General features: G+C 64.0%; 18 protein-coding genes. 6 read left to right on the forward strand and 12 right to left on the reverse strand.

Going from position 1 to position 22,790, the window contains the following annotated elements; translation table 11 throughout:
* Positions 1–267 precede the first annotated feature (267 nt).
* Positions 268–930: a LexA family transcriptional regulator gene (locus AWY79_RS06105; protein WP_066801641.1), complete on the forward strand. Its 663-nt coding sequence runs from the start codon at positions 268–270 to the stop codon at positions 928–930.
* Positions 931–1,160: 230 nt separating this feature from the next.
* On the forward strand, positions 1,161–1,325 hold the full coding sequence (locus AWY79_RS19090; RefSeq protein WP_166671359.1) for a hypothetical protein: 165 nt from the start codon (positions 1,161–1,163) through the stop codon (positions 1,323–1,325).
* Between the two features lie 597 nt (positions 1,326–1,922).
* Here AWY79_RS19090 and AWY79_RS06110 read toward each other — a convergent pair.
* Entirely contained in the window at positions 1,923–2,903 is a 981-nt protein-coding gene (locus tag AWY79_RS06110) for a GGDEF domain-containing response regulator (RefSeq protein WP_066801642.1), read from the reverse strand.
* A gap of 201 nt (positions 2,904–3,104) precedes the next feature.
* On the opposite strand from AWY79_RS06110, the gene AWY79_RS06115 reads away from it, so the two are divergent.
* From AWY79_RS06115 to ychF, 4 genes are all read left to right on the forward strand, one after another.
* Complete coding sequence (locus AWY79_RS06115) at positions 3,105–4,517, forward strand: DUF4139 domain-containing protein (protein ID WP_066801643.1); 1,413 nt, start codon at positions 3,105–3,107, stop codon at positions 4,515–4,517.
* A gap of 13 nt (positions 4,518–4,530) precedes the next feature.
* Complete coding sequence (locus AWY79_RS06120; protein ID WP_066801644.1) at positions 4,531–5,724, forward strand: trehalose 6-phosphate synthase; 1,194 nt, start codon at positions 4,531–4,533, stop codon at positions 5,722–5,724.
* Between the two features lie 38 nt (positions 5,725–5,762).
* Complete coding sequence (locus tag AWY79_RS06125) at positions 5,763–8,933, forward strand: beta-phosphoglucomutase family hydrolase (protein ID WP_066801646.1); 3,171 nt, start codon at positions 5,763–5,765, stop codon at positions 8,931–8,933.
* Between the two features lie 144 nt (positions 8,934–9,077).
* Complete coding sequence (gene ychF / locus AWY79_RS06130; protein WP_066801648.1) at positions 9,078–10,175, forward strand: redox-regulated ATPase YchF; 1,098 nt, start codon at positions 9,078–9,080, stop codon at positions 10,173–10,175.
* A 281-nt stretch (positions 10,176–10,456) separates the two neighbouring features.
* Here the strand turns inward: ychF and AWY79_RS06135 are convergent, their stop codons facing one another.
* From AWY79_RS06135 to AWY79_RS06180, 11 genes are all read right to left on the reverse strand, one after another.
* Entirely contained in the window at positions 10,457–11,722 is a 1,266-nt protein-coding gene (locus AWY79_RS06135; RefSeq protein WP_066801650.1) for a class II fructose-bisphosphate aldolase, read from the reverse strand.
* A gap of 147 nt (positions 11,723–11,869) precedes the next feature.
* Positions 11,870–12,181, reverse strand: coding sequence for a phage regulatory CII family protein (locus tag AWY79_RS06140; RefSeq protein WP_066801652.1), 312 nt, complete (start codon positions 12,179–12,181; stop codon positions 11,870–11,872).
* Positions 12,182–12,395: 214 nt separating this feature from the next.
* Positions 12,396–14,330: a SpoIIE family protein phosphatase gene (locus AWY79_RS06145; protein ID WP_066801653.1), complete on the reverse strand. Its 1,935-nt coding sequence runs from the start codon at positions 14,328–14,330 to the stop codon at positions 12,396–12,398.
* Positions 14,327–15,304, reverse strand: coding sequence for an ABC transporter substrate-binding protein (locus AWY79_RS06150; protein ID WP_066801656.1), 978 nt, complete (start codon positions 15,302–15,304; stop codon positions 14,327–14,329). The genes AWY79_RS06145 and AWY79_RS06150 overlap by 4 nt, the downstream gene beginning before the upstream one ends.
* A 5-nt stretch (positions 15,305–15,309) precedes the next feature.
* Complete coding sequence (locus AWY79_RS06155) at positions 15,310–16,473, reverse strand: rhodanese-like domain-containing protein (protein ID WP_066801658.1); 1,164 nt, start codon at positions 16,471–16,473, stop codon at positions 15,310–15,312.
* Positions 16,470–16,982: an alpha/beta fold hydrolase gene (locus AWY79_RS06160; RefSeq protein WP_066801660.1), complete on the reverse strand. Its 513-nt coding sequence runs from the start codon at positions 16,980–16,982 to the stop codon at positions 16,470–16,472. The genes AWY79_RS06155 and AWY79_RS06160 overlap by 4 nt, the downstream gene beginning before the upstream one ends.
* The gene (locus AWY79_RS06165) at positions 16,975–18,990 is read right to left on the reverse strand and encodes an ATP-binding protein (RefSeq protein WP_066801661.1); all 2,016 of its coding nucleotides are present in this window, start codon (positions 18,988–18,990) and stop codon (positions 16,975–16,977) included. The genes AWY79_RS06160 and AWY79_RS06165 overlap by 8 nt, the downstream gene beginning before the upstream one ends.
* A gap of 165 nt (positions 18,991–19,155) precedes the next feature.
* Positions 19,156–19,404 carry a phage regulatory CII family protein gene (locus AWY79_RS06170; RefSeq protein WP_066801666.1) on the reverse strand — a complete coding sequence of 83 codons (249 nt, stop codon included), beginning with the start codon at positions 19,402–19,404 and terminating at the stop codon, positions 19,156–19,158.
* Positions 19,405–19,919: 515 nt separating this feature from the next.
* Entirely contained in the window at positions 19,920–20,042 is a 123-nt protein-coding gene (locus tag AWY79_RS19525) for a hypothetical protein (protein WP_257721332.1), read from the reverse strand.
* A 70-nt stretch (positions 20,043–20,112) separates the two neighbouring features.
* On the reverse strand, positions 20,113–20,703 hold the full coding sequence (locus AWY79_RS06175) for a TetR/AcrR family transcriptional regulator (protein WP_066801667.1): 591 nt from the start codon (positions 20,701–20,703) through the stop codon (positions 20,113–20,115).
* A 162-nt stretch (positions 20,704–20,865) separates the two neighbouring features.
* On the reverse strand, positions 20,866–22,638 hold the full coding sequence (locus AWY79_RS06180) for a glutamine--tRNA ligase/YqeY domain fusion protein (RefSeq protein ID WP_066801668.1): 1,773 nt from the start codon (positions 22,636–22,638) through the stop codon (positions 20,866–20,868).
* Between the last annotated feature and the right edge of the window lie 152 nt (positions 22,639–22,790).

Consider the following 22,790-nt stretch of genomic DNA (forward strand, 5'->3'; position numbering starts at 1 on the left):
TTGTTTTTTCATTTAGAACCGCCGATAGCCGCGCCCGCACGCCCTTGCCGAAGGCACACAAAAAGTTCTGGAAGGGGGGGGCCAGGGGGGAAACCTCTCTCAAGAGGTTTCCCCCCTGGCAGATCGCTGCTGTCCTCATCCGTAGGGCTCGAAGACTCGCCAACGGCTGGAGGCCCGGAGGCAAGCAAAAAATGTCTCTGAGGTTGACAGTGCGGTTAATCGATAGTAAACATTTGCTCAGCAACATTCATTAACCAAGGCGCAACGATGAGCAACGGCTTCGAAGCTTTTTTCAAACGGCTCTGTTCGGAAACGGAGATCAAGAACCAGTCGCAACTGGCACGGGAGTTGGACGTGGGCCGCGCGGCGGTCTCTCTGGCCAAGCGCAAGGGCGCGGTCCCGGCCCGCTGGATTCTGGACCTGTCGGCCCGGTTCGGGTTGAACCCGCTCTGGCTGGAGCAGGGCAAGGGGTTCCCCCGGCCCGAGGCGGCCCTGGCCGCCGCAGCCGAGGAGGGGGCGTACTATGAGGAGATCCCCAAGGTGCGCGCCCGGCTCTGCGCGGGCGGCGGGTCTTTCGAGACCGAGGGCCAGGTGGAGGGGTACTATTCCTTCCGCTCCGACTGGCTTTCCCGGCGCGGCAACCCGGCCAACATGGTGCTGATGGAGGTCATCGGCAACTCCATGGAGCCGGAGATCAAAGAGGGCGACATGGTCCTCATCGACCAGTCCCGCACCGATGTCCTGTCCGGCGGCATCTACGCCGTGGGCGTGGAGGACACGGTCATGGTCAAGCGCGTGGAGCGGTTGCCCGGCACCCTGGTGCTGCGCAGCGACAACGTGGACTACACTCCCATCCACCTTTCCGGCGACGAGCTCGACAACGTGCGCGTCATCGGCCAGATACTGTGGGCCTCGCGGGAATACCGCTAGCCCCGGAATCATCGACTCCCAAGGCCCCGGCAGCGCGACGCGCTGCCGGGGCCTTTTTTTATCTGGTCGGGATTATTGGCTTTTGCTTTGTAAGTTGACAGTGTAGAAAAAATGGAAACATTTTGTAAAATATTAGTTGACAAAAAGAACAGGGGTTGTTTATTAAAGAGTCACGTTGAGTCAATAACAACGACACGCCAAAGGCGCTGCCATAGATCAAGGAGAGAGTCATGCAGGAACGTTTTTGCAAGTGCGGTCACAGGCTGATGGTCCAGTACACCCTTGATGGTTTCCTTCCGTGGGAGGCGGTCATCAGCGACGATGAGCTCCAGGTCACCCCGGTGAAGGTCTGTCCCTGCTGTGGCAGCTACCTGTCCATACATTTCCTCAGATAATCCTCCCCATAGTTCCTTGCGGCCGTCCGATCCTTGCGGGCGGCTGCCACATCCCTGTTGCGAGAGCGTCCTCCCCCGGAACGCTCTCGCTTCCTTTTTGTCCGTACCTGGTTCGAAGGGCGGCTTCCGATAGCGGGCCATGCGCACATTTTTCCTGGTGGGCTTTCATCCTCACGTAGACGGCTATCGCTGCGGTGAAAGCCCCCCCCCGAAAGTACCTAAGGCATAAGATCTTGTACGGCTCGAAGACTCGCCTACAATTCACTTAAAAATGCACGGCTGACCCACTCTCGACAAGTCCGCAGGACAGCGGATTTGGGCGTTGCGGTCTTTCCGCAACGCCCCGAAGGGGTGAGCCCCGGGACGGGGCGAATCAAAGCCTTGTGCGAGCGCGGGAGGGAGACCCGCTGTTCGAGCCGGGGGCACTCGAAGGCGCTCCAACAGAGGCTCGGGGGTCAGAGGCGCACTCAAAAGTAAAACGTCCGTTGCATGACCCCGCGAAGCGGCGGCAAAAAGTTTTGGGGGGAGGGGATGGGGGTTCGGGGGAAGGGGAGGGACCCTTTTGCAAAAGGGTCCCTCCCCTTCCCCCGATTCCGTCTACTGCCGCAGGGAGTCGGGGTTGGGGAGGCAGATGGACTCGGTGCGGTTGCGGCCGGATTGCTTGGCCAGGTAGAGGGCGCGGTCGGCGGCCTGGATGAGGTGTTCCGGGGTGGTCTCGATGGAGGGGATGCCCGAGGCGACGCCGATGGACACGGTGACGTTGCAGGCCACACGGGACTTGGGGTGGGCGAGGCAGGACTTGGCTAGGGCGGCGTGGATGTTTTCGGCCACCACGCGGGCGCCGTCGTAGTCCGTGGCGGGAAGGATGATGGCGAATTCCTCGCCGCCGTAGCGGGCCACCAGGTCGCCGGGGCGGTTGGTGGCCGCGCGGATGGCCTCGGCCACGGCGCGCAGGCAGCCGTCGCCGTCCACATGGCCCAAGGCGTCGTTGTAGGCCTTGAAGTGGTCGATGTCGATCATCAGCAGTCCCACGGGCCGGTCCTCGCGTCCGTTGCGCACCCATTCGCGGATCAGGGTGTCGTCGAAACAGCGGCGGTTGGCCAGCCCGGTCAATCCATCCTGGTTGGACATTCGCTCCAGCTTGCGGGCGAGCCGCTCCAGCTCGCGCTCGCGCAGCATGCGCTTGATCATCTCGCGGCGCAGTTGCAGTGCGGAACGCACCCGTGCGCGGAGTTCGGTGCGCCCCACGGGCTTGACGATATAGTCCGATGCCCCGGCGGCAAAGGCGCGGTCGAGCACGGCGGAGCTGTCCTCGGCGGTGATGGCGATGATCGGGATGTCCTCGAACTCGCGGTGCGACTTGAGGGTCAGGATGGCGGCGATGCCGTCGGTGTCGTTGTTGTCCAGGTCGATGAGCACCAGGTCCACCGGCGCGTCCCGGTCCGAGGCCTCGCGCATGGTGGTCACCGCGAGATCCAGGGTCGGCACATCACTGACGTCGGCGTATCCCGCCCCGTTCAGGATTTCGGCCAGCTCCCGCGCTACCGGCCTGGAATCATCGACGATAAGGATTTTCATGGCGTTTTCGGCATACCAGATTCGGGTGGAGAAGGCGAGGGGAAAGCCCGGTTCCCCATGCCCGGCCTGCCGTAACGGGCGATTCATAGGCGGACGGATAGTTTCTGTTATATTTTTGCAAAAACGTTCGGGGGCGTGTATCTTCAAGTATAAGCGCTGGTAATTTGCAATGAGAAACGTTCAACCAAACCCGGAGGACCGATGAAACGGCTTCACTCTGACCTCGCCCTGCTCTGCGCGGCACTGCTCCTTCTGCTCGCACCTCTCGCCGGTTCGGCTGCCGCCGCGTCCGGAGTCCTGGCCATCTACAATTCCGGCCAGGCCCTGGTTTCCGAAACCCGCGTGGTGACGCTCCCCGAGGGGGCCGCCGCCGTGGTCTTCACCGAGATACCCGAGACCATCGACGCTTCCTCCATCCGCGCCACGGCCCCGGACATGACCGTGGACGACATCCAGTACAGCTACCGGCCGGTCACCGCCGCCAACCTGCTGAATGCCTATGTCGGCAAGGAGCTGACCGTGATCCTGCCCGACCCCGCGGACGCCAATGCGCGCATCCTGCGCAAGGCCAAACTGCTGTCCAATACGGACCGGCCCATCTTCTCCATGGGCAGCGAGGTCTACGTGGGCGACTACGAGGCCCTGCTTCTGCCGGAGATGCCCAAGGGGCTGGACCAGGGGCCGACCCTGACCCTGACCACGCGGACCTCTTCGGCCGGACGCAAGAATCTCGCCCTGACCTACCTCATGGGCGGCCTCAACTGGCGCGCGGACTACACCCTGACCGTGGCGCACAACGGCGGGACCGCCGACCTGGACGCCTGGGCCACCATCAGCAACGATTCGGGCCAGCCCTTCACCGGCGCGGACCTCCGGCTCGTGGCGGGTGACGTGCAGCGCGCGCCCCAGCACAAGCTCATGGCGCGCGGCCCGGTGATGGCCGAGGCCATGGTCATGGACGCCGCTCCCGCGCCCGCAATGGCCAACGAGGAATCCTTCTCCGAGTACCACGTCTACACGCCGGGCCGGTACGTCTCCCTGCCCGCCGAGGGGACCAAGCAGATCGGCCTGTTCTCCGCCGCCGGGATTCCGGTCCGGACCGAACTGACCAGCCGCTGGTCCACCCACAGGGGCCAGATGTCCGGCAAGATCACGCAGCCCGTGGAGTCGGCCGTGGTCTTCACCAACACCAAGGAAAACAAGCTCGGCAAGCCCATGCCCGCAGGGCTGGTCCGGGTCTTCATGCCCACCTCGGACAACACCCGGCTGCTGGCGGGCGAGGTCCGGCTGGGCCACACCGCCGAAGGCGAGGAAGTCCGGCTGGACATCGGCCGTTCCTTCGACGTCAACGTGGAGCGCACCCAGACGAGCTTCAAGCGCATCGGCAAGAACGCCGTGGAGATCGGCTGGCAGATCACGGTCCGCAACGGCGGGGCCGAGCCGTGCGACATCCGGCTCGTCGAAGGGCTGTCAGGCCAGTGGAAGGTCCTGAGCGCGGACGCCGAGTACAAGGAAAAGGACGCCGGAAGCATCGAATTCGACCTCAAGGGCATTGCGCCCACCTCCGGAAAGGGCGGGAAGGTCGTCAATTACACCGTTCACATGGAGTACTAAACAGGGAGGTCTGATGGCCGGGATCGATTACGTCGAACTGAATACGCTCAAGGATTTCTACGCGCTCATGGCCGCCTCGCGCGAGGTGCGGGCCAGGGCCGTGGCGGCGGTGCTCGCCGGCGAATCGATCGACCCGGACATCCCGACCTCGCTGGCCAATGTCCTGGCGTCGCTGGAGGGCGTCCCGGAGGAGGGGGGGAGGAAACGGCTCGCCCTGGACCGGGGACGGACCATCGGCCTGGACATGGGCTATGAGATTGACGAGACCCGCAAGGACCTCTTCTACCTGGAGGAAGGGGAGGAAACCTTCCTGGAGATGCTCTCGGACTACCACCCCGGCTTCGACGAGTTCGTGGCCGGGGGCAGGGAATTGCTCGGCGGCGCGGATCTCCGCTGCCTGGTCACGGACCGCGACGGCACGGTGAACAATTACTGCGCCCGCTACCTGACCTCCATCCAGTCCGTGTACAACGCGGTCTTCCTGTCCCGGTTCGCCCGCAAGGTCGAGAGCCCGGTCATCCTGACCTCCGCGCCCCTGGACGGGCTGGTGGCCATCTCCGTGAACCCCGAGGGCGCGTTCCACTATGCCGCGTCCAAGGGGCGCGAGTGCCTGGACCGCGCCGGGCGTCTTCGGCGGCTGGCCATTCCCCCGGAGAAACAGGCGGCCATGGACAGGCTCAACGAGGAGCTTGCCCGGCTGACCGAACGGCCCGAATACGAGAAATTCACCCTCATCGGTTCCGGGTTGCAGTTCAAGTTCGGCCAGTCCACCGTGGCCCGCCAGGACATCAACACCTCCATCGACCCGGCCGAATCCGAGTCGTTCCTGGCCGTCCTCGAATCCCTGGTCGCCGGGCTGGACCCGGACGCGCGCAACTTCCGCATGGAGGACACCGGGCTGGACGTGGAGATCATCCTGACCGTGGAGGCCGAGGGCGAAGGGCTCAAGGACTTCGACAAGGGCGACGGGGTGAAGTTTCTGGACGACGAGCTGGGGCTGAATCTGGCCGGGGGCGCGTGCCTGGTCTGCGGTGACACCGGCTCGGACGTGCCCATGCTGGAGGCGGCGCTCACCCGCTCGCCCGACGCCAGAGCAATTTTTGTGACCCGAAACAACGACCTGAGGGAGAGGGTCGCCGGTCTGACCGGTTCGGCGCTTGTCGTGCCGGAGCCGGACATGCTCGTGACCATTCTGGGTACCCTGTGACCCGGACACCAAGGAACCGAAAATCCAAGGAGTGATCCGTGGCAGCAATCACACTCAAAGGCGTGGTCTTCGATCTCGACGGCGTCATAACACGAACCGCCAGGGTGCATGCCCAGGCGTGGGAAACGGCCTTCAACGATTTCCTCAAGCACCATGCGGACGCGACGAACACCCCGTTCGAACCGTTCGACCGGACCGCCGACTACCAGAACTACGTGGACGGCAAGCCGCGCTTCGAGGGCGTGCTCAGTTTCCTGAAGTCCCGCAACATACGCCTTGATCCCGGCGACCCGGAGGACGCGCCCGGCTTCGACACGGTCTGCGCCATCGGCAACCGCAAGAACGAGCTGTTCCAGGAGATTCTCAAGGAGCAGGGGCCGGAGGTCTTCTCCACCTCCGTGGACCTGGTGGAGGACCTCAAGCGGCACGGCGTGCTGGTGGCCCTGGCCACTTCCAGCCGCAACGGGTCCCTGGTCCTGGAGCTGGCCGGGCTGTCCGACCTGTTCGACGCCCATGTGGACGGCGTGGTTTCGGCCGAGCTGGACCTCAAGGGCAAGCCCGACCCCGACATCTTCGTGGCCGCCGCCGAAAAAATGGGGCTGACCCCAGGCGAGTGCGTGGTGGTCGAGGACGCCATCTCCGGCGTGCAGGCCGGTTGCGCGGGCAATTTCGGCCTGACGCTCGGCGTGGCCCGCAACATCGGCGGCGAGATGCTCCGCCGGTTCGGCGCGGACCTGGTGGTCTCCGACCTGGGCGAGATCACGGTGGACGACCTCATCGAGTGGTTCGAGAGCGGCATGGCCACGGACGAGTGGTTCCTCTCCTACCACGGCTTCGAGCCGGGCGACGAGAAGCTGCGCGAGACCCTGACCACCGTGGGCAACGGCTACCTCGGCTCGCGCGGGGCCTACGAGTGCGAGTGCTCGTCCTACTACTTCTATCCCGGCACCTACATCTCCGGCATCTTCAACAAGACCCCGAGCATGGTCGAGGGGCGCGAGATCTGGAACAACGACCTGGTCAACTGCCCCAACTGGCTGCCCGTGGCCTTCCGCATCGGCAACGGCGAGTTCGTCAGCCCGCTGTCCATGGAGATACTGAGCTATTCCCACCGCCTGAACATGCGCGAGGCGGTCATGGAGCGGCACCTGGTGGTCAAGGACCCGGTGGGCCGCATCACCCGCATCTCCTCCCGGCGCGTGGCCTCCATGGCCGACCCGCACCTGCTGGCCATGCAGTTCGACTTCACCCCGCTGAACTACTCGGCCAAGCTGACCTTCCGCTCCTCCCTGGACGGCAACGTCAGCAACGAGGGCGTGGCGCGGTACAACAGCCTGAACACCCACCACCTGAACCGGGTGGGCGGCGGCAAGACCAAGGACGGCATCTATCTGCACATGGAGACCTCCCACTCCCGCTACCAGATCGTCATGGCCGCCAAGACCCGCGTGCTGGAGGACGGGAAAGCCGTGGAGACCCGCAAGGAGGTGGTTCAGGACCGGGCCATGGTCTCCGAGGAAATCTGCCTCCAGGTGCAGGAGAATCACTGCTATTGCCTGGAGAAGTTCGTTTTTGTGCGGACCTCCCTGGACCGCGAGCCGGGAGACCTGCGCGAGCTGTGCCAGGACGGGCTGAAGCCGGTGAAGACGTACAAGGGCGTGTTCGGGCCTCACGCCAAGACCTGGAAGGGGCTGTGGCAGAAGGCGGACATCCGCGTGAAGGGCGACCGGTTCGTCCAGCGGGTCCTGCGCCTGCACATCTACCACCTGCTGGTCACGGCCAGCCCGCACAACGTGGGGCGCGACGCGGGCATGCCCGCCCGCGGCCTGTCCGGCGAGGCCTACCGGGGCCACATCTTCTGGGACGAGGTCTACATCCTGCCGTTCTTCGACTCCAACTTCCCGGAGATATCGAGGGCGCTGCTCATGTACCGCTACAACCGGCTGGACGCGGCCCGGGAATACGCCCGCGAGAACGGCTACGTCGGGGCCATGTTCCCCTGGCAGACCGCGGACGACGGCAGCGAGGAGACCCAGGAGGTACACTACAACCCCGAGTCCAAGGACTGGGGCCCGGACCTCTCCCGCCGCCAGCGGCACGTCTCCATCGCGGTCTTCGTCAACGCCTGGCGCTACGTCTCCTGGACCGGCGACCAGACCTTCCTGCGCGAATACGGCGCGGAACTGATGCTCGACATCGCCCGGTTCTGGGGCTCCATCGCCACCCTGGACGAGGATACCGGCAAGTACCACATAGACGGGGTCATGGGGCCGGACGAATTCCACGAGTCCCTGCCGGGCTCCGGCGAACCGGGCCTGCGCGACAACGCCTACACCAACATCATGGTCGTCTGGCTGATGGAGAAGTCCTTGTCCGTGCTGGACATCCTGCCGCCCAAGGTGCGCGCCCATGTGACCAAACGCATCGGTTTGACCGACGCCGAGGTGGAGAAGTGGCGCGAGATGACCACCAAGCTCAACGTCATCGTCACCGAGGACGGCATCGTCAGCCAGTTCGACGGCTACATGGACCTGCCCGAGCTGGACTGGGACTCCTACCGTCAGCGGTTCTACTCCATCCACCGCATGGACCGCATCCTCAAGGCCGAAGGCGACAGCCCGGACAACTACAAGGTCGCCAAGCAGGCCGACACCCTGATGACCTGGTTCATCCTGGAGCCGGACGAGGTGGCCCGCATCCTTCGCCAGCTCGGCCACGCGGTGGACGACCCGGTGGAGCTGCTCCGGCGCAACTACGACTTCTACGAGAAGCGCACCAGCCACGGCTCCACCCTGTCGAAGGTGGTCCACGCGGTCATCGCCAAGTACATCTACCCCAGCGACGTGGCCTGGGACTGGTTCATGGAGGCCATGGAGTCGGACATCCGGGACACCCAGGGCGGGACCACCATAGAGGGCATCCATACCGGCGTCATGGCCGGGACCCTGGAGGTCGCCAAGCAGGACTTCGCCGGGCTGAACCTCTCGGCCACCCCCATGCAGGTGGCCCCGGACCCGCCGAGCCATTGGGGCGAAATGCGCCTCTCCTTCATCTGGCAATCCACCTGGTTCGACCTGGTCATCGAGCAGGACCGCGTCAACATGACCGCCTTCCACCAGGGCGACAAGACCCTGCCCGTGGAGATCTACGGCCAGCCCTTCGAGCTCAAGCCCGGCAAGAGCGTGGAGGCCCGGCGGCCGAAGAAATAGCCGCTCCCAGACCGCACGAACACAAGGCCCGCTTCAAGCGGGCCTTTTTCGTTACCGGATTATCACTTGCCTCCCTCGGCGAACCGGGGTACTGAGTCCCCCGCCGGGCGTTCCTGCCCGGCAATTCATCTCACCGGAGTTTTCATGTCCCTCAGCATCGGTATCGTCGGCCTGCCCAACGTGGGCAAATCCACCCTGTTCAACGCGCTCACCAAGGCCCAGAACGCCGAAAGCGCGAACTACGCCTTCTGCACCATCGAACCCAACAAGGCCGTGGTCCCGGTCCCGGACAAGCGCCTCGACGTGCTGGCCGGGCTGGTCAAGCCGCAGCGGGTCCAGAGCTCCACCGTGGACTTCGTGGACATCGCCGGGCTGGTGGCGGGCGCGAGCAAGGGCGAGGGGCTGGGCAACAAGTTCCTGGCCAACATCCGCGAGACCCAGGCCATCCTGCACGTGGTCCGCTGCTTCGACGATGACGACGTCATCCACGTGGCCAACTCCGTGGACCCCCTGCGCGACATCGAGATCATCGAGACCGAACTCATCCTGGCCGACGTCCAGGTGCTGGAAAACCGCATCGAGCGCATGGAAAAGATGCTCAAGGGCGACAAGTCCCTGGGCCCGAAGATCGAGGCCGGCAAACAGCTCATGGCCCACCTGGACAAGGGGCTGCCCGCCGCCACCTTCGAGAGCGACGCCAAGGCGCTGCCCGAACTGCTGGCCGAGCTGCGGCTCATCACCGCCAAGAACGTCATCTTCTGCGCCAACGTGGACGAGGAAGGCGTGGCCGAGGACAACGACCACGTCCGGGCCGTGCGCGCTCTGGCCGAACAGCGCGGCTCGGAGTTCGTCAAGATTTCCGCCAAGATGGAAGAGGAGCTCGTGGGCCTCGAAGACGAGGAGTACCAGGAGTTCCTGGAATCCTACGGCATCACCGAGTCCGGCCTGGACCAGATCATCCATACCGGCTTCCGCTCCCTGGGGCTGATCAGCTACTTCACCGCCGGAGTGAAGGAGGTCCGCGCCTGGACCATCCACGACGGCGACAAGGCCCCGCGCGCAGCGGGCGTCATCCACACCGACTTCGAACGGGGCTTCATCCGCGCCGAAGTCATCGGCTACGACAACTACGTCAAGCACGGCTCCGAGGCCAAATGCCGCAGCGAAGGCGTGCTGCGCGTGGAAGGCAAGGAATACGTCATGAAGGACGGCGACGTCGTCCATTTCCTGTTCAACGTGTAGGCGGCGGTCTTTCGTCTCCGGTAAAAGGCCGGAGAGGAAGGGGAGGCCGCCTGCGGCGGATATGTCGGGTGATTTCGCCTCCGGCGGCCAAAGGGCAGGGGCCCTTTGGAATCCCGTTGTCGCCTGCGGCGAAGGTGCGGGAGCAGGGGGACGGTTGCCCACGCCGCCGGTCAAGACGGCGGAAAGCAGGATGAGTCAAGGCGGCGTGCTGGAGCTTCGGATAAAAAAGCCCCCTCCCGGAGTATCCGGGCGGGGGCTTTTTGTTGTCGGGCGTATCGGCTTTAGTCGTCGAAGTTGCCTTTGGGGCCTTTGTCGGTGTCGATCTCGGCGGCCATGGCCTTGATTTTTTCTTCGGTCCACTGTGCCGGGTCTTCGAACCGTTCGGCTTTGGGGCCGAGGTCGTAGGAGCCGGCTTCGAGGATCAGGTCGCAGGCGATGGGGGCGGTGTCCTTGGCGTTGAAGACATTGACGAGCAGGTCGTAGACGAAGTCCATGACCGCGCCGGACATGCGGTTGCGCACGGCTTCCGCCTGTCCCTGCCAGCGGCGTTCGAACACCAGGTTGAGTTTCTTGTAGTTGCCGCCCTTGATTCCGTTGGCGTCGGCGTAGGCGACCATTTCGTCCCAGAGGGCGTCTTCCACGCCCTGGCCGGAGACCTTGGCGAACCGGTCGCCGTCCATGATGGCGTTGCCGAACTCGTTGACCTTCACGCCCCAGGAGATCATCTGCAGGGCGGTGGCCACGTTGGCCTTGGTGGTGGAGGTCTTGGCCGCGATCTCGCGCAGTCTCGCGGAGTCGTTGCCGGAGGTGCCGTGCTGGGCGCCGGAGGTGCCGTAGGCCTTGAGGGCCTGGTGGATCTCGGCGGTCAGTTCCACCTGGATGCCTTCGCCGGATGCCTCGATGCCGTGGGTGGTGCCGTTGTTCAGGGCGATCCAGTCGGGGCACAGGCCGTGGGCGTTGAGGCCCTGGATGAGGTATTTGGCCTCCACCGGGCTGGACAGGCCGAACTCGCCCTTGATCTCGCCGATCTCGGTCTCGTATCCGGCCCAGGCCGGGATTGAGGAAGACACGGCCAGGTTGCCGAGCAGGTTGAGGTCATCGGTCATGTGCGAGGCGTCGATGGCGATGGACGTTACGCCGGACTCGAAGACGGTGGGGATCTCGGCCTTGGCCGGGGCCACGTCGTCCCATTTCTTCATGAAGTAATGGTCCGCGTGCACGGCCACCGGGATGGTGATGCCGAGCTTGTTGCAGGCGTAGTCCACGCGGCGCGCGACGTTCCACAGGGTGGTCGGGCAGTAGGTGGCTTCGCTGCGGGCGATCTCGATGATCAGGGCGGCGTTGGCCTTCTGCGCGGCCATGAGCGCGCCTTCGATGATGAACAGGTTGCGGCCGTTGGCGGCGATGGTCATGCATTGGCCCTTGGCCAGCATGGCGCGGTCGATGACCTTGCCGCTGACGATGAGCGCCTGCGAGTTGGGGAAATTTTTGACGACGTTCGGCGGGCGGCCGACGGCGAGTGCTTTTTTGAATGTATCCTGGGACATGCCCTTCCTCCTTGGAGCGTTGGATTGCTTTGGACAGTAGAAACCAAACGGTGCGCAAAGTCAAAATGAAAGCGGCGGACCAAGCGTCGCTGCCCGGGGCATGCGCGGCATGCCCCGGGCAGCGGGGAGTCGGCGGGTGCGGGACCGCTACATGGTGGCTTCCCGCTCGCGGACCTTTGTAACCGCATCCTCCTGCCTGGGACGCCGGGCGGTCTTGAGGACCGGCATCAGCGTGTACCCCATTTCCCTGGCCATGAATTCGAGCACGGAGACGTTGCGCGTCGCCTTGACGATCTCGAACATGGTCTCGGCGCCCAGCTTGGCGTGGGCGTCGAACGGGTTGAGTTCCCGAAGCAGCGTGGAATACGGCTTCTTGATCGCACGGGAGACATCTTTGGCAGGGATGTGTCCCTCCAGGACCACGTCCTGGACCTTCTTAGTCAGGTTTTTCTCGAACATGTTTACCCCCCACATGTTGGATATTCTGCCATGTAAAAGACGTTATCCCTTTTTCCTCTTTTGCGTCAACGAAAATTGAAAAGAAAGCAAAGATGCTGTCAGAAGAAGGCCAGATGGGGGGCTTTTCAGGATAAAAAAACAGATTTTCCGAGTCCGCGAGGGTGGAAATAGCGTTTTGATCAGGGTCGGGTTGACCTACGAAGTATAGATCAATCTATTTTTTGCACTGTCCCATGAACTGCATGGCGAGCATGGTGATGTCGTCGGACTGCTCCGCGCCCCTGGCGAATTCCTTGATGGCCGCGGCCACGTCCTTGACCAGTTTGGGGGCGAACGGTTCGTCGTCCTTGGTCAGCAGGCCGAGGAGCCGGTCTTCGGAGAAGAGGGTTTTCTCCGGGTCCATGGCTTCGGTCACGCCGTCGGTGTAGATGAAGACGATGTCGCCCGGACGCAGGGTCATGGTCTTGGTGGTGTAGACCATGGTGTCCATGATGCCCGCCACCGGCTCGCCCAGCGGGGGAATCCACTCGGGCTTGCCGCCGCAGGGCAGGTAGATGGGCGGATTGTGGCCCGCGTTGGCGTAGCGGGTCTCGCCGGTCTCGATGTTCATGATGGCCAGGAACAGGGTCACGAACATGCAGGACTCGTTTTCGGAGGCCAGGTCCGCGTTGACCTTGGTCAGGATTTCGCCGGGGTCCAGGCCGCGCTCGGCCACGACCTTGAGCAGGGTCTTGGTCACGGCCATGAAGAAGGCGGCGGGCACGCCCTTGCCGGACACGTCGCCCACCAGGAAGCAGAAGTGCTTTTCGTCCACGAAGAAGAAGTCGTAGAGGTCGCCGCCCACCTCCTTGGCGGGTTCGATGGAGGCGAACACCTCGAACTCCTTGCGGTCCGGGAAGGCGGGGAAGAGCTTGGGCAGGATGCCCATCTGGATTTCGCGCGCGATGCGCAGTTCGGACTCGATGCGCTCCTTGGCCGCCGTGGTGGAGGTCAGGTCGCGTATGAAGTCCTTGAGGGAGTTCTTCATGTACCGGAAGGAGTCGGCCAGGTCGCCGACCTCGTCGTTGGCCCGGATCTCCGGCAGCATGAGGTCCAGGTTGCCGGAGGCGATCTCGCGGGCGGAGCCGGACAGCTCGCGCAGGGGGAGGGTGATGCGCCGGGCGATGCCCACCGTGACCAGGACCAGGAGCACGAAGCCGATCACGCCGATGATGATCATGGATTTGGACAGGCTGTAGACTCCGGCCAGCATCTCCTCCTTGGGGAAGACGATGCCGATGGACCAGCCGCCGTATTTCAGCCCCTGGCTGAACATGTAGCTCTCCTTGCCGTCGATGACCTTGCCCACCGGGGCGAAGGTCGGTTCGCCGGAGAGCATGCGCTTGCCCAACTGCCGGAGTTCCTCGGAGCCGCGCTCCTCGGCCAGGGAGAAGACGGTCTGGTTCATGACCAGGTTGTCGTCGGGGTGGGTGATGAAGGTCCCGTGACGCGACAGCAGGAAGGCGTAGCCGGTGTCGAACAGCCGGATGGAGCCGACCATTTTTTGGAGCCATTCCAAAGAGATGTCGGCGGTGACCACGCCCGCGAACACGGACCTCCCCTCTACGGTGCGGTAGAAGGGCACGGCATAGGTGGCCATGATCACGCCGCCGCCCCCCTCGTCGAAGTACGGCTCGGTCCAGACGCTCTGGCCCAGCTCCTTGGGGATCTGGTACCAGTCCATGTAGAAATACCGGTAATGGGCGTCGCCGAGCATGGTGAAGCCGATGCGCCCGCCCGAGCGGAAATAGTAGGGGGCGAAGTAGAGCTTGTCGCGCTCCAGGAAGTACGGCTCGAAGGCGATGGCCATGCCGTAGATTTCCGGGTTGTTGGCCAGGACGCGGCGGTTGAGGTCGAGGATCTCCTTGCGCGACAGGGTGGCGTCCTCCAGGGAGAAGGCGATGTTTTCGGCCACCTTCTGGACCCCGGACAGGACCGAGTCGATGCGTTCGGCGGTGCCGGTCACGAGCAGCCGGGAGTTCTCCTCGGCCTGGGACAGGATGATCCCGCGCGAGGCGGTGAAGTTGTAGGCCACGATGGCGGCCACGATGACGAAGGCGCAGCTCAGGATGAAAAAGGTCAGCTTGAAGGCGATGGGATACCGTTTCATTGCGCCATCCCCTTGTAGAAATCCTCGTATGGGACGTGTTCGTCCAGGAAACCGGTATCCACCAGCGCCTTGGCCACGCTCTCGAAGTCATCCTTCCGGAGCACGCCCAGGGTGGTGTCCATGTCGGACATGATGATGTCTTCCATGCGCCGGAGCATCCAGCGCTGGTGCACGCGGCTGGCCGGGACCTTGGCCGCCCGCATGCGCTGCATGACGATGTCCAGGGTCTCCTCCGGGTGGGCGAAGGCGTATTGCCAGCCCCGGATGGTGGCCCGGACCAGCCCCCGGCACAGGTCGGGCCGCTGCTCGGCGGTCTTTTCCAGGCAGTAGATGCCGTCCTCGGGGAAGTTCAGCCCCGCGTCGTTGAAGAACAGGGGCTGGAGGTCGGATTGGTCCAGTCCGTAGGTGGTCAGGGTATGGTACTCGTTGTACCACATGCCCGAGCAAGCGGCCACGCCGCCGCGCAGGAAGAGGTCCAGGGACGAGGTCTGCGGGACCACCGTGGCGTTGATGCCGTATTGCCGGAACAGGGCGCGGGCCTGGGTCTGGAACTCGTTGGCCCACAGCCCGACCTTCCTGCCCTCAAGGTCCTGGAAGGACGTGATGCCCGAGGACTTCATGGCGATGAGCATGAGGGCGGAGCGCTGGACGATCTGGGCGATGTTGACGATGGGCAGGTTCTCGCGCCGCTGGATGCCGGTGGCCAGGAACATGGTGGCGAACTGCGCCTTGCCGGACTCCAGGTATTCGCTGGCCAGGATGTCCGGCCCGCCGGAGAGGAGCGTCAGGTCGACGCCCTCCTCCTCGTAGAAGCCGAGGTCCTTGGCCGCGAAGAATCCCGCGAACTGGGCCTGGGGCAGCCATTGCAGGATCAGGGTGGCCTTTTCCAGGGCCGAGGCGGGCGCGGGCAGGATGAGGGCCAGGAGCAGGACGCCCAACAGGGCGAGGCGGGGCGGTCGTATATGGGTGCGCATGTCGGCTATTTCCCTATAACCCGGTCGAATTCCTCGACCTTGTCCTTCCAGAGCGGGTCTCCGGTTTCCCCTTTCCAGGCCAGTCGCGGGTCCACCTGGACGATGAGCATGCCCTGCATGACCGAGTGGACGGCATACCCGTCCTCGGTCAGTTTGCGCATGGATTTCAAGAGGATGGTTTCCGTCATTCCGGTGTCCTCGCTGACCTTGCCCATGTCGATGACCACGTAGTTGTCGAACTTGATGTTGGCCAGGAGGTAGCTGACCACCTTGCGGTCGGCATTGTCCAGCCGCTGGTCCGCGGTCAGTTCCAGGAGCCGGGCCTGGTCGCTGGCCACGGTCCGGTCCACCTCGATGACCGGCTTGACCAGGGCGGGGTCCCCGGCGATGGGGCGGATGCCGCCGTCCAGGAAGGCATAGTCGAAATAGTCGTAGGATTCGAGAAAATACTGGAGCCAGAGGACCTGTTTCCCCACCGCGTCGAAGAAGAGCAACCGTTTCTCGGTCCAGATGCGCGAGGTCACCAGGTCGAGCAGGGGGTCCAGGGGAATGGCCCGGATGTCCGGCAGCCTGGGGACCACGTCCCGCTGGAACGGGTCGCGGATGTCGATGACCACGGTGCCGGGCCTGGCCGCTTCCTCGGCGAACTCTTGGTAGGATATCAGCCTGCGGTTCAGGGTAGTCTTGGAGATGACCCTGTCCTCGCGGGCCGGGGTCTCACCCATGAGGGTGGCCCGTTCCGGCGCGGCCTTGATCCAGTCGAAGATGCCGCCGTCGTAGACGAAGACGTTTTCGAAGGCCTGCGACAGGGCGATCTGGGCTGCCTGGTAGCTCTTGGCGCAGGAGTGCCCGTTGCAGTAGAAGACCATGGGTTCCGACGCCTGCTTGGGGCGCAGGTACTCGAGCTTCTGGCTGAAGTCCTCCTCGGTCAGGGGCAGGAGCACGGCCTTGTTGATGTGCGCCACCTCGTATTCGAAGCGCGAGCGGATATCCACGACCACGGCGGCGTCGTAGTCGGCCATGAGCCGTTCCGTGGTGATCCAGGGGACCTCCGGGTAGTAGGGCCGCAGGGGGAAGTCGTCCTGGGCGCGGGCCGGGGAGCCGCCCGCCGGCGGGAAGACCAACAGGGCGAGCAGGAGGGCGAGCAGCGGGGCGGCGGAGCGGGTCATGGTCGGGACGCCTCCAGGACGTCGGTCAGGAACCGGGCGAACAGGGCGCACAGCTCCGGGGTGGAATGTTCGAGCCGGTGGTTGTCCGCAAGGACGTGCAGGGCGGCGTTGTGGGTCCGGGCGAAGCGGACGGAGTTGTCCACCGGAACGATGTCGTCGTCCCATCCGTGGACCACGGTCACGCGGTCGGGCAGGCCGGAAAAGACGTGCACCGCATAGCCGGGCAGATACACGGCGGGGGCCAGCAGGAACAGTCCTGCCGCGCCGGACCCGGCAGCGGCGGCCACGTAGCCGCCCATGCTGGACCCGGCCAGGATCGCGGGCCGGTCGTCCTCCCGAAGCAGCCCGGCCAGCCGTTCCACCCGCAGGTCCGGGTCATCGAGGTCCGAGAAGTCCGGCCCCTCCATGGTCAGTCCCAACCCCTTGGCGGTTTCGGCCAGGGCGAGGCTCTTGGTCCCCCAGGGGGTGCTCAGGGAGCCGTGGCACCAGATCAGGCGCGCGTCAGTCATGGTCCGTTCCTCCAGGCTCTTTCCCATCCTTCCCGGCCAGCAGGTGGATGGTCTCGAACAGGGCGCTTTTCTTGACCGGCTTGGGCAGGTGGTAGTCCGCGCCCGCGTCACGGCAGCGCCGGGCGTCCTCGTCCAGGGCGAAGGCGGTCATGGCCACGATGGGCGTGGGCGGAAGCTTCTGCTCCCGCTCCCAGTCGCGGATGGCTCGGGTGGCCTGGAAACCGTCCATGACCGGCATCTGGATGTCCATGAGCACCAGGTCCCAGCCGCCCTTCTTGAACATCTCGACCCCGGTCTTGCCGTCCTCGGCCACGGTCAGGCGGCAGGGGGTGGATTGCAGGTAAATCTGGGTCACGAAGGCGTTGTACTTGGAATCCTCCAGCATGAGGATGTTGATGGGCGGCAGCGCGGCTGTTTCGTCGGTCTGGTCGGGCGTCCTGGCCTGCGCGGGCTGCCCTGCGGTGCCGAAGCGGGCCGTGAAATGAAAGGTGCTGCCCTTGCCCGGCGTGCTCTCGGCCCAGATGCGGCCGCCCATCATGTGCGACAGCTCCTTGCTGATGGCCAGCCCCAGGCCGGTGCCGCCGAACTGGCGGGTGGTGGAGCTGTCCGCCTGGGTGAAGGCCTCGAAGATCGCGCCGAGCTTGTCTCCGGCCACGCCCACGCCGGTGTCGGTGATGGAGAAGTGGAGCAGGACCTGCTCGCCCTCCTGGGCGGCCAGATCGACCGCCAGACTGACCGATCCCTTGTCGGTGAACTTGACCGCGTTGCCCAGCAGGTTGATGAGGATCTGGCGCAGCCGGGAAGGATCGCCCGTCAGCCGGGACGGGATATCCGGGGCCATGGTGCAGGAAAGGGTCAGCCCCTTCTGTTCGGCCTTGGTGTTGATCACCCCGCAGGTCTTGTCCAGGACTTCTCCGAGCACGAACCATGTGTGCTCCAGCTCCAGGTGTCCGGCCTCGATCTTGGACAGGTCCAGGATGTCGTCGAGGATCTCCAGCAGGTTCTCGCCCGCGGTGCGGAAGACGTCCACGTAACGGGCCTGGGCCTCGGACAACTCGGTCTCCCAGAGGATGTCGGCCATGCCGAGGATGGCGTTCATGGGCGTCCTGATCTCGTGGCTCATGGAGGCCAGGAAGCTGCTCTTGGCCAGGTTGGCCACTTCGGCGGCCTTCTTGGCGCTGCGCACATCCTCCAGGGCTGCGTTCAGGGATTCGTTCTTGCTTTTGAGCTCCTCGGTGCGCTCCTTGACCGTGCTCTCCAGGAGGTTCTGGTGATTCTGGAGCTTGGCGTTGGCCTCCTTGAGGTCGTTGATCAGGTGCTTGACCGACTGGCGCATGTCGTCGATGGCCCGGGCCAGGCTGCCCAGCTCGTTGGAGGCCGAGGTGTCGATGGAGGCGTCGAGATTGCCGTCGGCGATGGTCGTGGCCGACTCCTCCAGGGCGGTGAGCGGGTTGAGGAAATGTTTCCGCATGTAGCGGATGGCGGCCACGGTCAGGGCCAGGATGAGGAGCAGCCCCAGGGCGAAGGTCAGGGCCACGTACATGCCCATCTCCTGGATGTAGCCTTCGGTGGACATGGCCAGGTTGAAGGAGCCGATCCAGTCGCCGTACTTGCGGATCTCCACTGACCGGGTCAGGAACCGCTTGTCGCGGGCGAAGTATTCGAAGTCGTGGCCCGTGAACCGGGGGCGGGACTTGGAAGCCATGATCTCGCGGCCGGTGACCACCTGGGCGAAGGCCACGTCCTCGTCCTGGAGCACGGCGTCGATGAAGTCGCGGGCCGAGGCGTGGTCCACCTGCCAGACCGCGCTGGCCAGGCTGGTCTTTGCCAGGTGGGCGATGCTGTCCGCGCGCTCGGCCAGCCGGACATGCAGCCGGTAGGCGTTGAACAGGATGAGTGCGCAGGAGAAAACGAGGACGATGGCGGTGATGAAGGCCAGTTGGGCGAGCTTGGCCCTCCGGCTCAGGGAGCCTGCCGCGGTGAGCCTCGTTCTGGGAATGGAAAGCATCGGTCGTTACAGCCCTCGGGTTTTTGGATACAGCATATTTCTAAGCTGATCGGGCGATTTTGGCAAGGAGACAAGCGGGTTTCTCCGCTTCTTCCGGGCTGAGCGAAGGGCAAAAAAAGGCCGGGCGCAAGGCCCGGCCGGAAAAATGGTCACCTGTTCGGAAATCTAGGCCATGCCCTGTTCCAGGGTGAACCCCATCTCCGTCGCCATGAACTGGAGCGGACGGACGTCGTGGGTCACCTTCATGATTTCGAGCAGGGTCTCCGCGCCCAGCTTGGCGCTGGCGTCGAAGGGATTGATTTCCCGCATCAGGGTCGAATACGGCTTGTTGATCTTCTGTGCAACGATCTTGGCCTGAATGCCGCTGTCGAGAATGCAGTCCTGGACAACCTTGGTTACGTTCTTTTCAAACATCGTGCCCTCCCGCAGAGTTTGATGGTTTGTGGCGAGTTGTTGGAGCTAATAAAGCAACCGCCGTGCCACAATCTCGTTATTTTTATTATAATTCGCCATTTCGATAGGTTATAAAAACTCTAAAGATTTGTTTGTTTCCCGACAGGTGTCGCACATGTGTCGCACAATGTGTCGCAGTGCGACAACTGCGACATGTGTGTCGCATTTGCGACATATGTCGGACAACTCCACGCGGCGGGCGCTCATGGCGGTGCGCACGGTGTCGCGCCAGGGATTCGCGTCATTCGGCGCGCTCGTGACGCGCGACGGGGCATCCTCTGCGGGGCAATCGAATTCGGGCGGGGCAAGCGGGAAGGCGGTATGGCGGCGCAAAAAAAGGGAGCCGCTTTCGCGGCTCCCTGGATCCCGGCTGGCGCCGGGTCGTCCGAAACGTATCGTCAGGCTGTCAGGTGTGGGTTGCGGTCCATTTCTGTGCGCCTTAGGAGGTGTGATCCGTTCGGGACTAAGGGTGCTGTTTAGGAATTCTGTCTGTTGGCCCAGTCCTGGGACCAGGTCTTCCAGGAGTCGATGTAATTGACCCAGGCGCGGGTGCCCAGGACGATCTCCAAAATTCTGGATGCGGTAAGGTTATTGAACATATCTCTTTACCTCGTTTCTTTCGTACCGTTGTCGATCCGTCTCAATGCTTCAACGACATGCCGGGCTTTTTTAACAGCCGCCCGTGCCGGGGCTGTGTGTGAGGCTGCGCTCCACGTGGTTGATCGTCTCGGCGAAGAGGTTGTCGGACTCGTAGGGGGACAGGAGGCTGGTGCGGACCGAGCCGACGATGTTGCCGTAGATGATCAGCGCGGTCTGCTCCGTGGGGAGGGAGCGGATCGAGCCGTCCTCGATGCCTTTGGAGACGCAGCGTTTCAGCAGGTCAATGAAGACGCTGAACTTTTCGGCCACCTTGGCGCCGTCGACACCGGGCTCCATGTGGCTGAAGGGGGAGCAGCGGAGCAGGACGGGAAAACCGGTCCGGTGCTGCTCGGTAAAATCGAAATAGGCGGTCATGTAGGCCCGGATGGCCTCAAGCCCGTTTTCGGCATCCGCGGTGGCCTCGCCCAGGCGGGCGATGAGCCGGTCCGCCATGTCGAAGCCGGCGGCCAGGAACAGCTCCTGCTTGCTGCCGAAATAGTGGGAAACCAGACCGAAGGACACGTCGGCGCGACCGGCCACGTCCTTGACGGTGGCGGCGTGGAAACCCAGCTGGCCAAAGGCCTCCTGGGCTGCGCTGAGTATGGCTTCCTTCTTTGTCATCGGTCGGTTTTCCTGTATCGATTGATTGTGCAATCAGTCTGTTGATTTCTGTATAGATTGATTGTGCAATCAGTGTCAAGCGGGAAAAAGTAAAAATAATGCCCGGAACGAAAAAAAGGCCGCTTGCGGCGGCCTTTTTGTAAGTATTATAGCTGCTTGCTTCTAGGCAGTCTGCTTCTGAATTTTGGCCCAGGTGTCGCGCAGGGTGGTGGTGCGGTTGAAGACCAGGGCCTGGCCCGGCTTGTGGTCGCGCAGGTCGGCGCAGTAGTAGCCGGTGCGCTCGAACTGGAGGTTGGTCCCGGCGGGCAGGTCGGCCATGGCCGGCTCCACCTTGCAGTCCGCGAGAATCTCCAGGGAGTTGGGGTCCACGTAGTCCACGAAGGTCTTGCCCTCTTCCACCGCGTTGGGGTTCTCGGTGGTGAACAGCGGCCCGTAGTTGCGCACCTCGGCGGAGAGCGCGTGGCGGGCGGAGACCCAGTGCAGGGTGCCCTTGACCTTGCGGCCGCCTTCCAGCCAGCCGCCCCTGGAGGCGGGGTCGAAGGTGGCGCGGATCAGGGTCACGTTGCCGTCGGCGTCGGTCTCATAGCCGGTGCACAGGACGTAGTAGGCCCCGCGCAGCCGCACCTCGCGGTCCGGTCCCAGCCGGAAGAACTTCTTGGGCGGGTCGATCATGAAGTCGTCGCGCTCGATCCAGACCTCGCGGGAGAACGGCACGGTGCGCGTGCCGTAGGACTCGTCCTCGGGGTTCAGGGCGATCTCGAATTCGTCCACCTGGTCCTCGGGGTAGTTCTCGATGACCATCTTCACCGGGTCCATGATGCCCATGTACCGGGGGGCGCGCTTGTTCAGGTCCTCGCGCAGGCAGGCCTCCAGGAGCGGGTACTCGACCATGGAGTCCGCCTTGGCCACGCCGATGCGGTCGCAGAAATCGCGGAGGGATTCCGGGGTGAATCCCCGGCGGCGGAAGCCGGAGATGGTCGGCATGCGCGGGTCGTCCCAGCCGTTGACGTGGTTTTCCTTGACCAGCTGGATGAGCTTGCGCTTGGAGAGCACGGTGCCGGTGATGTTCAGCCGCGCGAACTCGTACTGGCGGGGGCGGTCGGTGAAGCCGGGCAGCGCGGCCAGTTCAGTATATATGGCCGCATTTTCGCCGAACAGCTCGGTCCGCTTCAGCCCGTCCATGAGGGTGTCCACGCACCAGTCGTACAGCGGGCGGTTGTTCTCGAACTCCAGGGTGCAGATGGAGTGGGTGATGCCCTCGATGGCGTCGGACAGCCCGTGGGTGAAGTCGTACATGGGGTAGATGCACCAGGCGTCGCCGGTCCGGTGGTGGGTGGCGTGCTTGATGCGGTACAGGGCCGGGTCGCGCATCATGACGTTGGGCGCGGCCATGTCGATCTTCGCCCGCAGGATGCACGCGCCGTCGGGCAGCTCGCCCGCGCGCATGGACCGGAACAGGGCCAGGTTCTCGTCCACGGACCGCTCGCGGTAGGGGGAGTTCACGCCCGGCTCCTTGAGGGTGCCGCGGTTCTCGCGGATCTCGTCGGCGGTCTGGTGGTCGACGTACGCCTTGCCCATCTTGATGAACAGTTCGGCGATGAAATAGAGCCGCTCGAAGTAGTCCGAGGCGTAGAAGTTGTTGTCCCAGTCGAAGCCGAGCCAGCGGACGTCCTCGCGGATGGAGTCCACGTACTCCACGTCCTCCTTGACCGGGTTGGTGTCGTCGAAGCGCAGGTTGCACTTGCCGTCGTAGTCGCGGGCCAGCCCGAAGTTCAGGCAGATGGACTTGGCGTGGCCGATGTGCAGGTACCCGTTGGGTTCCGGGGGGAAGCGCGTGTGGACGCGGCCTCCGTAGGCCCCTTTCTCCAGGTCCTTGTCGATGATCTGCCGGATGAAGTCCTTGCCCTTTTCCGGGGCCTCGGGTTTGGTGCTCATGAAATAAACCTCGTGGTATGGCTGGACCGCTGGGGGTCGGTAAGTCGCTTGGGGACGGAATCCCTTGTCCTGTCCGTGGCACAGGAAATACGGCAAAACCATCCACTGGTCAACGCAATGCTTGCCCCCGGCCCGGCAAACGGCCACAATGC

This window comes from Pseudodesulfovibrio indicus, assembly GCF_001563225.1.
In the GTDB taxonomy this organism is placed as follows: Bacteria; Desulfobacterota; Desulfovibrionia; order Desulfovibrionales; family Desulfovibrionaceae; genus Pseudodesulfovibrio; species Pseudodesulfovibrio indicus.

Bases quoted from the DNA above. Each gene is read 5' to 3' on its own strand.
- AWY79_RS06105 (WP_066801641.1), top strand. From the start codon at position 268: ATGAGCAACGGCTTCGAAGCTTTTTTCAAACGGCTCTGTTCGGAAACG.
- AWY79_RS19090 (WP_166671359.1), top strand. From the start codon at position 1,161: ATGCAGGAACGTTTTTGCAAGTGCGGTCACAGGCTGATGGTCCAGTAC.
- AWY79_RS06110 (WP_066801642.1), bottom strand. From the start codon at position 2,903: ATGAAAATCCTTATCGTCGATGATTCCAGGCCGGTAGCGCGGGAGCTG.
- AWY79_RS06115 (WP_066801643.1), top strand. From the start codon at position 3,105: ATGAAACGGCTTCACTCTGACCTCGCCCTGCTCTGCGCGGCACTGCTC.
- AWY79_RS06120 (WP_066801644.1), top strand. From the start codon at position 4,531: ATGGCCGGGATCGATTACGTCGAACTGAATACGCTCAAGGATTTCTAC.
- ychF (WP_066801648.1), top strand. From the start codon at position 9,078: ATGTCCCTCAGCATCGGTATCGTCGGCCTGCCCAACGTGGGCAAATCC.
- AWY79_RS06135 (WP_066801650.1), bottom strand. From the start codon at position 11,722: ATGTCCCAGGATACATTCAAAAAAGCACTCGCCGTCGGCCGCCCGCCG.
- AWY79_RS06140 (WP_066801652.1), bottom strand. From the start codon at position 12,181: ATGTTCGAGAAAAACCTGACTAAGAAGGTCCAGGACGTGGTCCTGGAG.
- AWY79_RS06145 (WP_066801653.1), bottom strand. From the start codon at position 14,330: ATGAAACGGTATCCCATCGCCTTCAAGCTGACCTTTTTCATCCTGAGC.
- AWY79_RS06150 (WP_066801656.1), bottom strand. From the start codon at position 15,304: ATGCGCACCCATATACGACCGCCCCGCCTCGCCCTGTTGGGCGTCCTG.
- AWY79_RS06155 (WP_066801658.1), bottom strand. From the start codon at position 16,473: ATGACCCGCTCCGCCGCCCCGCTGCTCGCCCTCCTGCTCGCCCTGTTG.
- AWY79_RS06160 (WP_066801660.1), bottom strand. From the start codon at position 16,982: ATGACTGACGCGCGCCTGATCTGGTGCCACGGCTCCCTGAGCACCCCC.
- AWY79_RS06165 (WP_066801661.1), bottom strand. From the start codon at position 18,990: ATGCTTTCCATTCCCAGAACGAGGCTCACCGCGGCAGGCTCCCTGAGC.
- AWY79_RS06170 (WP_066801666.1), bottom strand. From the start codon at position 19,404: ATGTTTGAAAAGAACGTAACCAAGGTTGTCCAGGACTGCATTCTCGAC.
- AWY79_RS19525 (WP_257721332.1), bottom strand. From the start codon at position 20,042: ATGTTCAATAACCTTACCGCATCCAGAATTTTGGAGATCGTCCTGGGC.
- AWY79_RS06175 (WP_066801667.1), bottom strand. From the start codon at position 20,703: ATGACAAAGAAGGAAGCCATACTCAGCGCAGCCCAGGAGGCCTTTGGC.
- AWY79_RS06180 (WP_066801668.1), bottom strand. From the start codon at position 22,638: ATGAGCACCAAACCCGAGGCCCCGGAAAAGGGCAAGGACTTCATCCGG.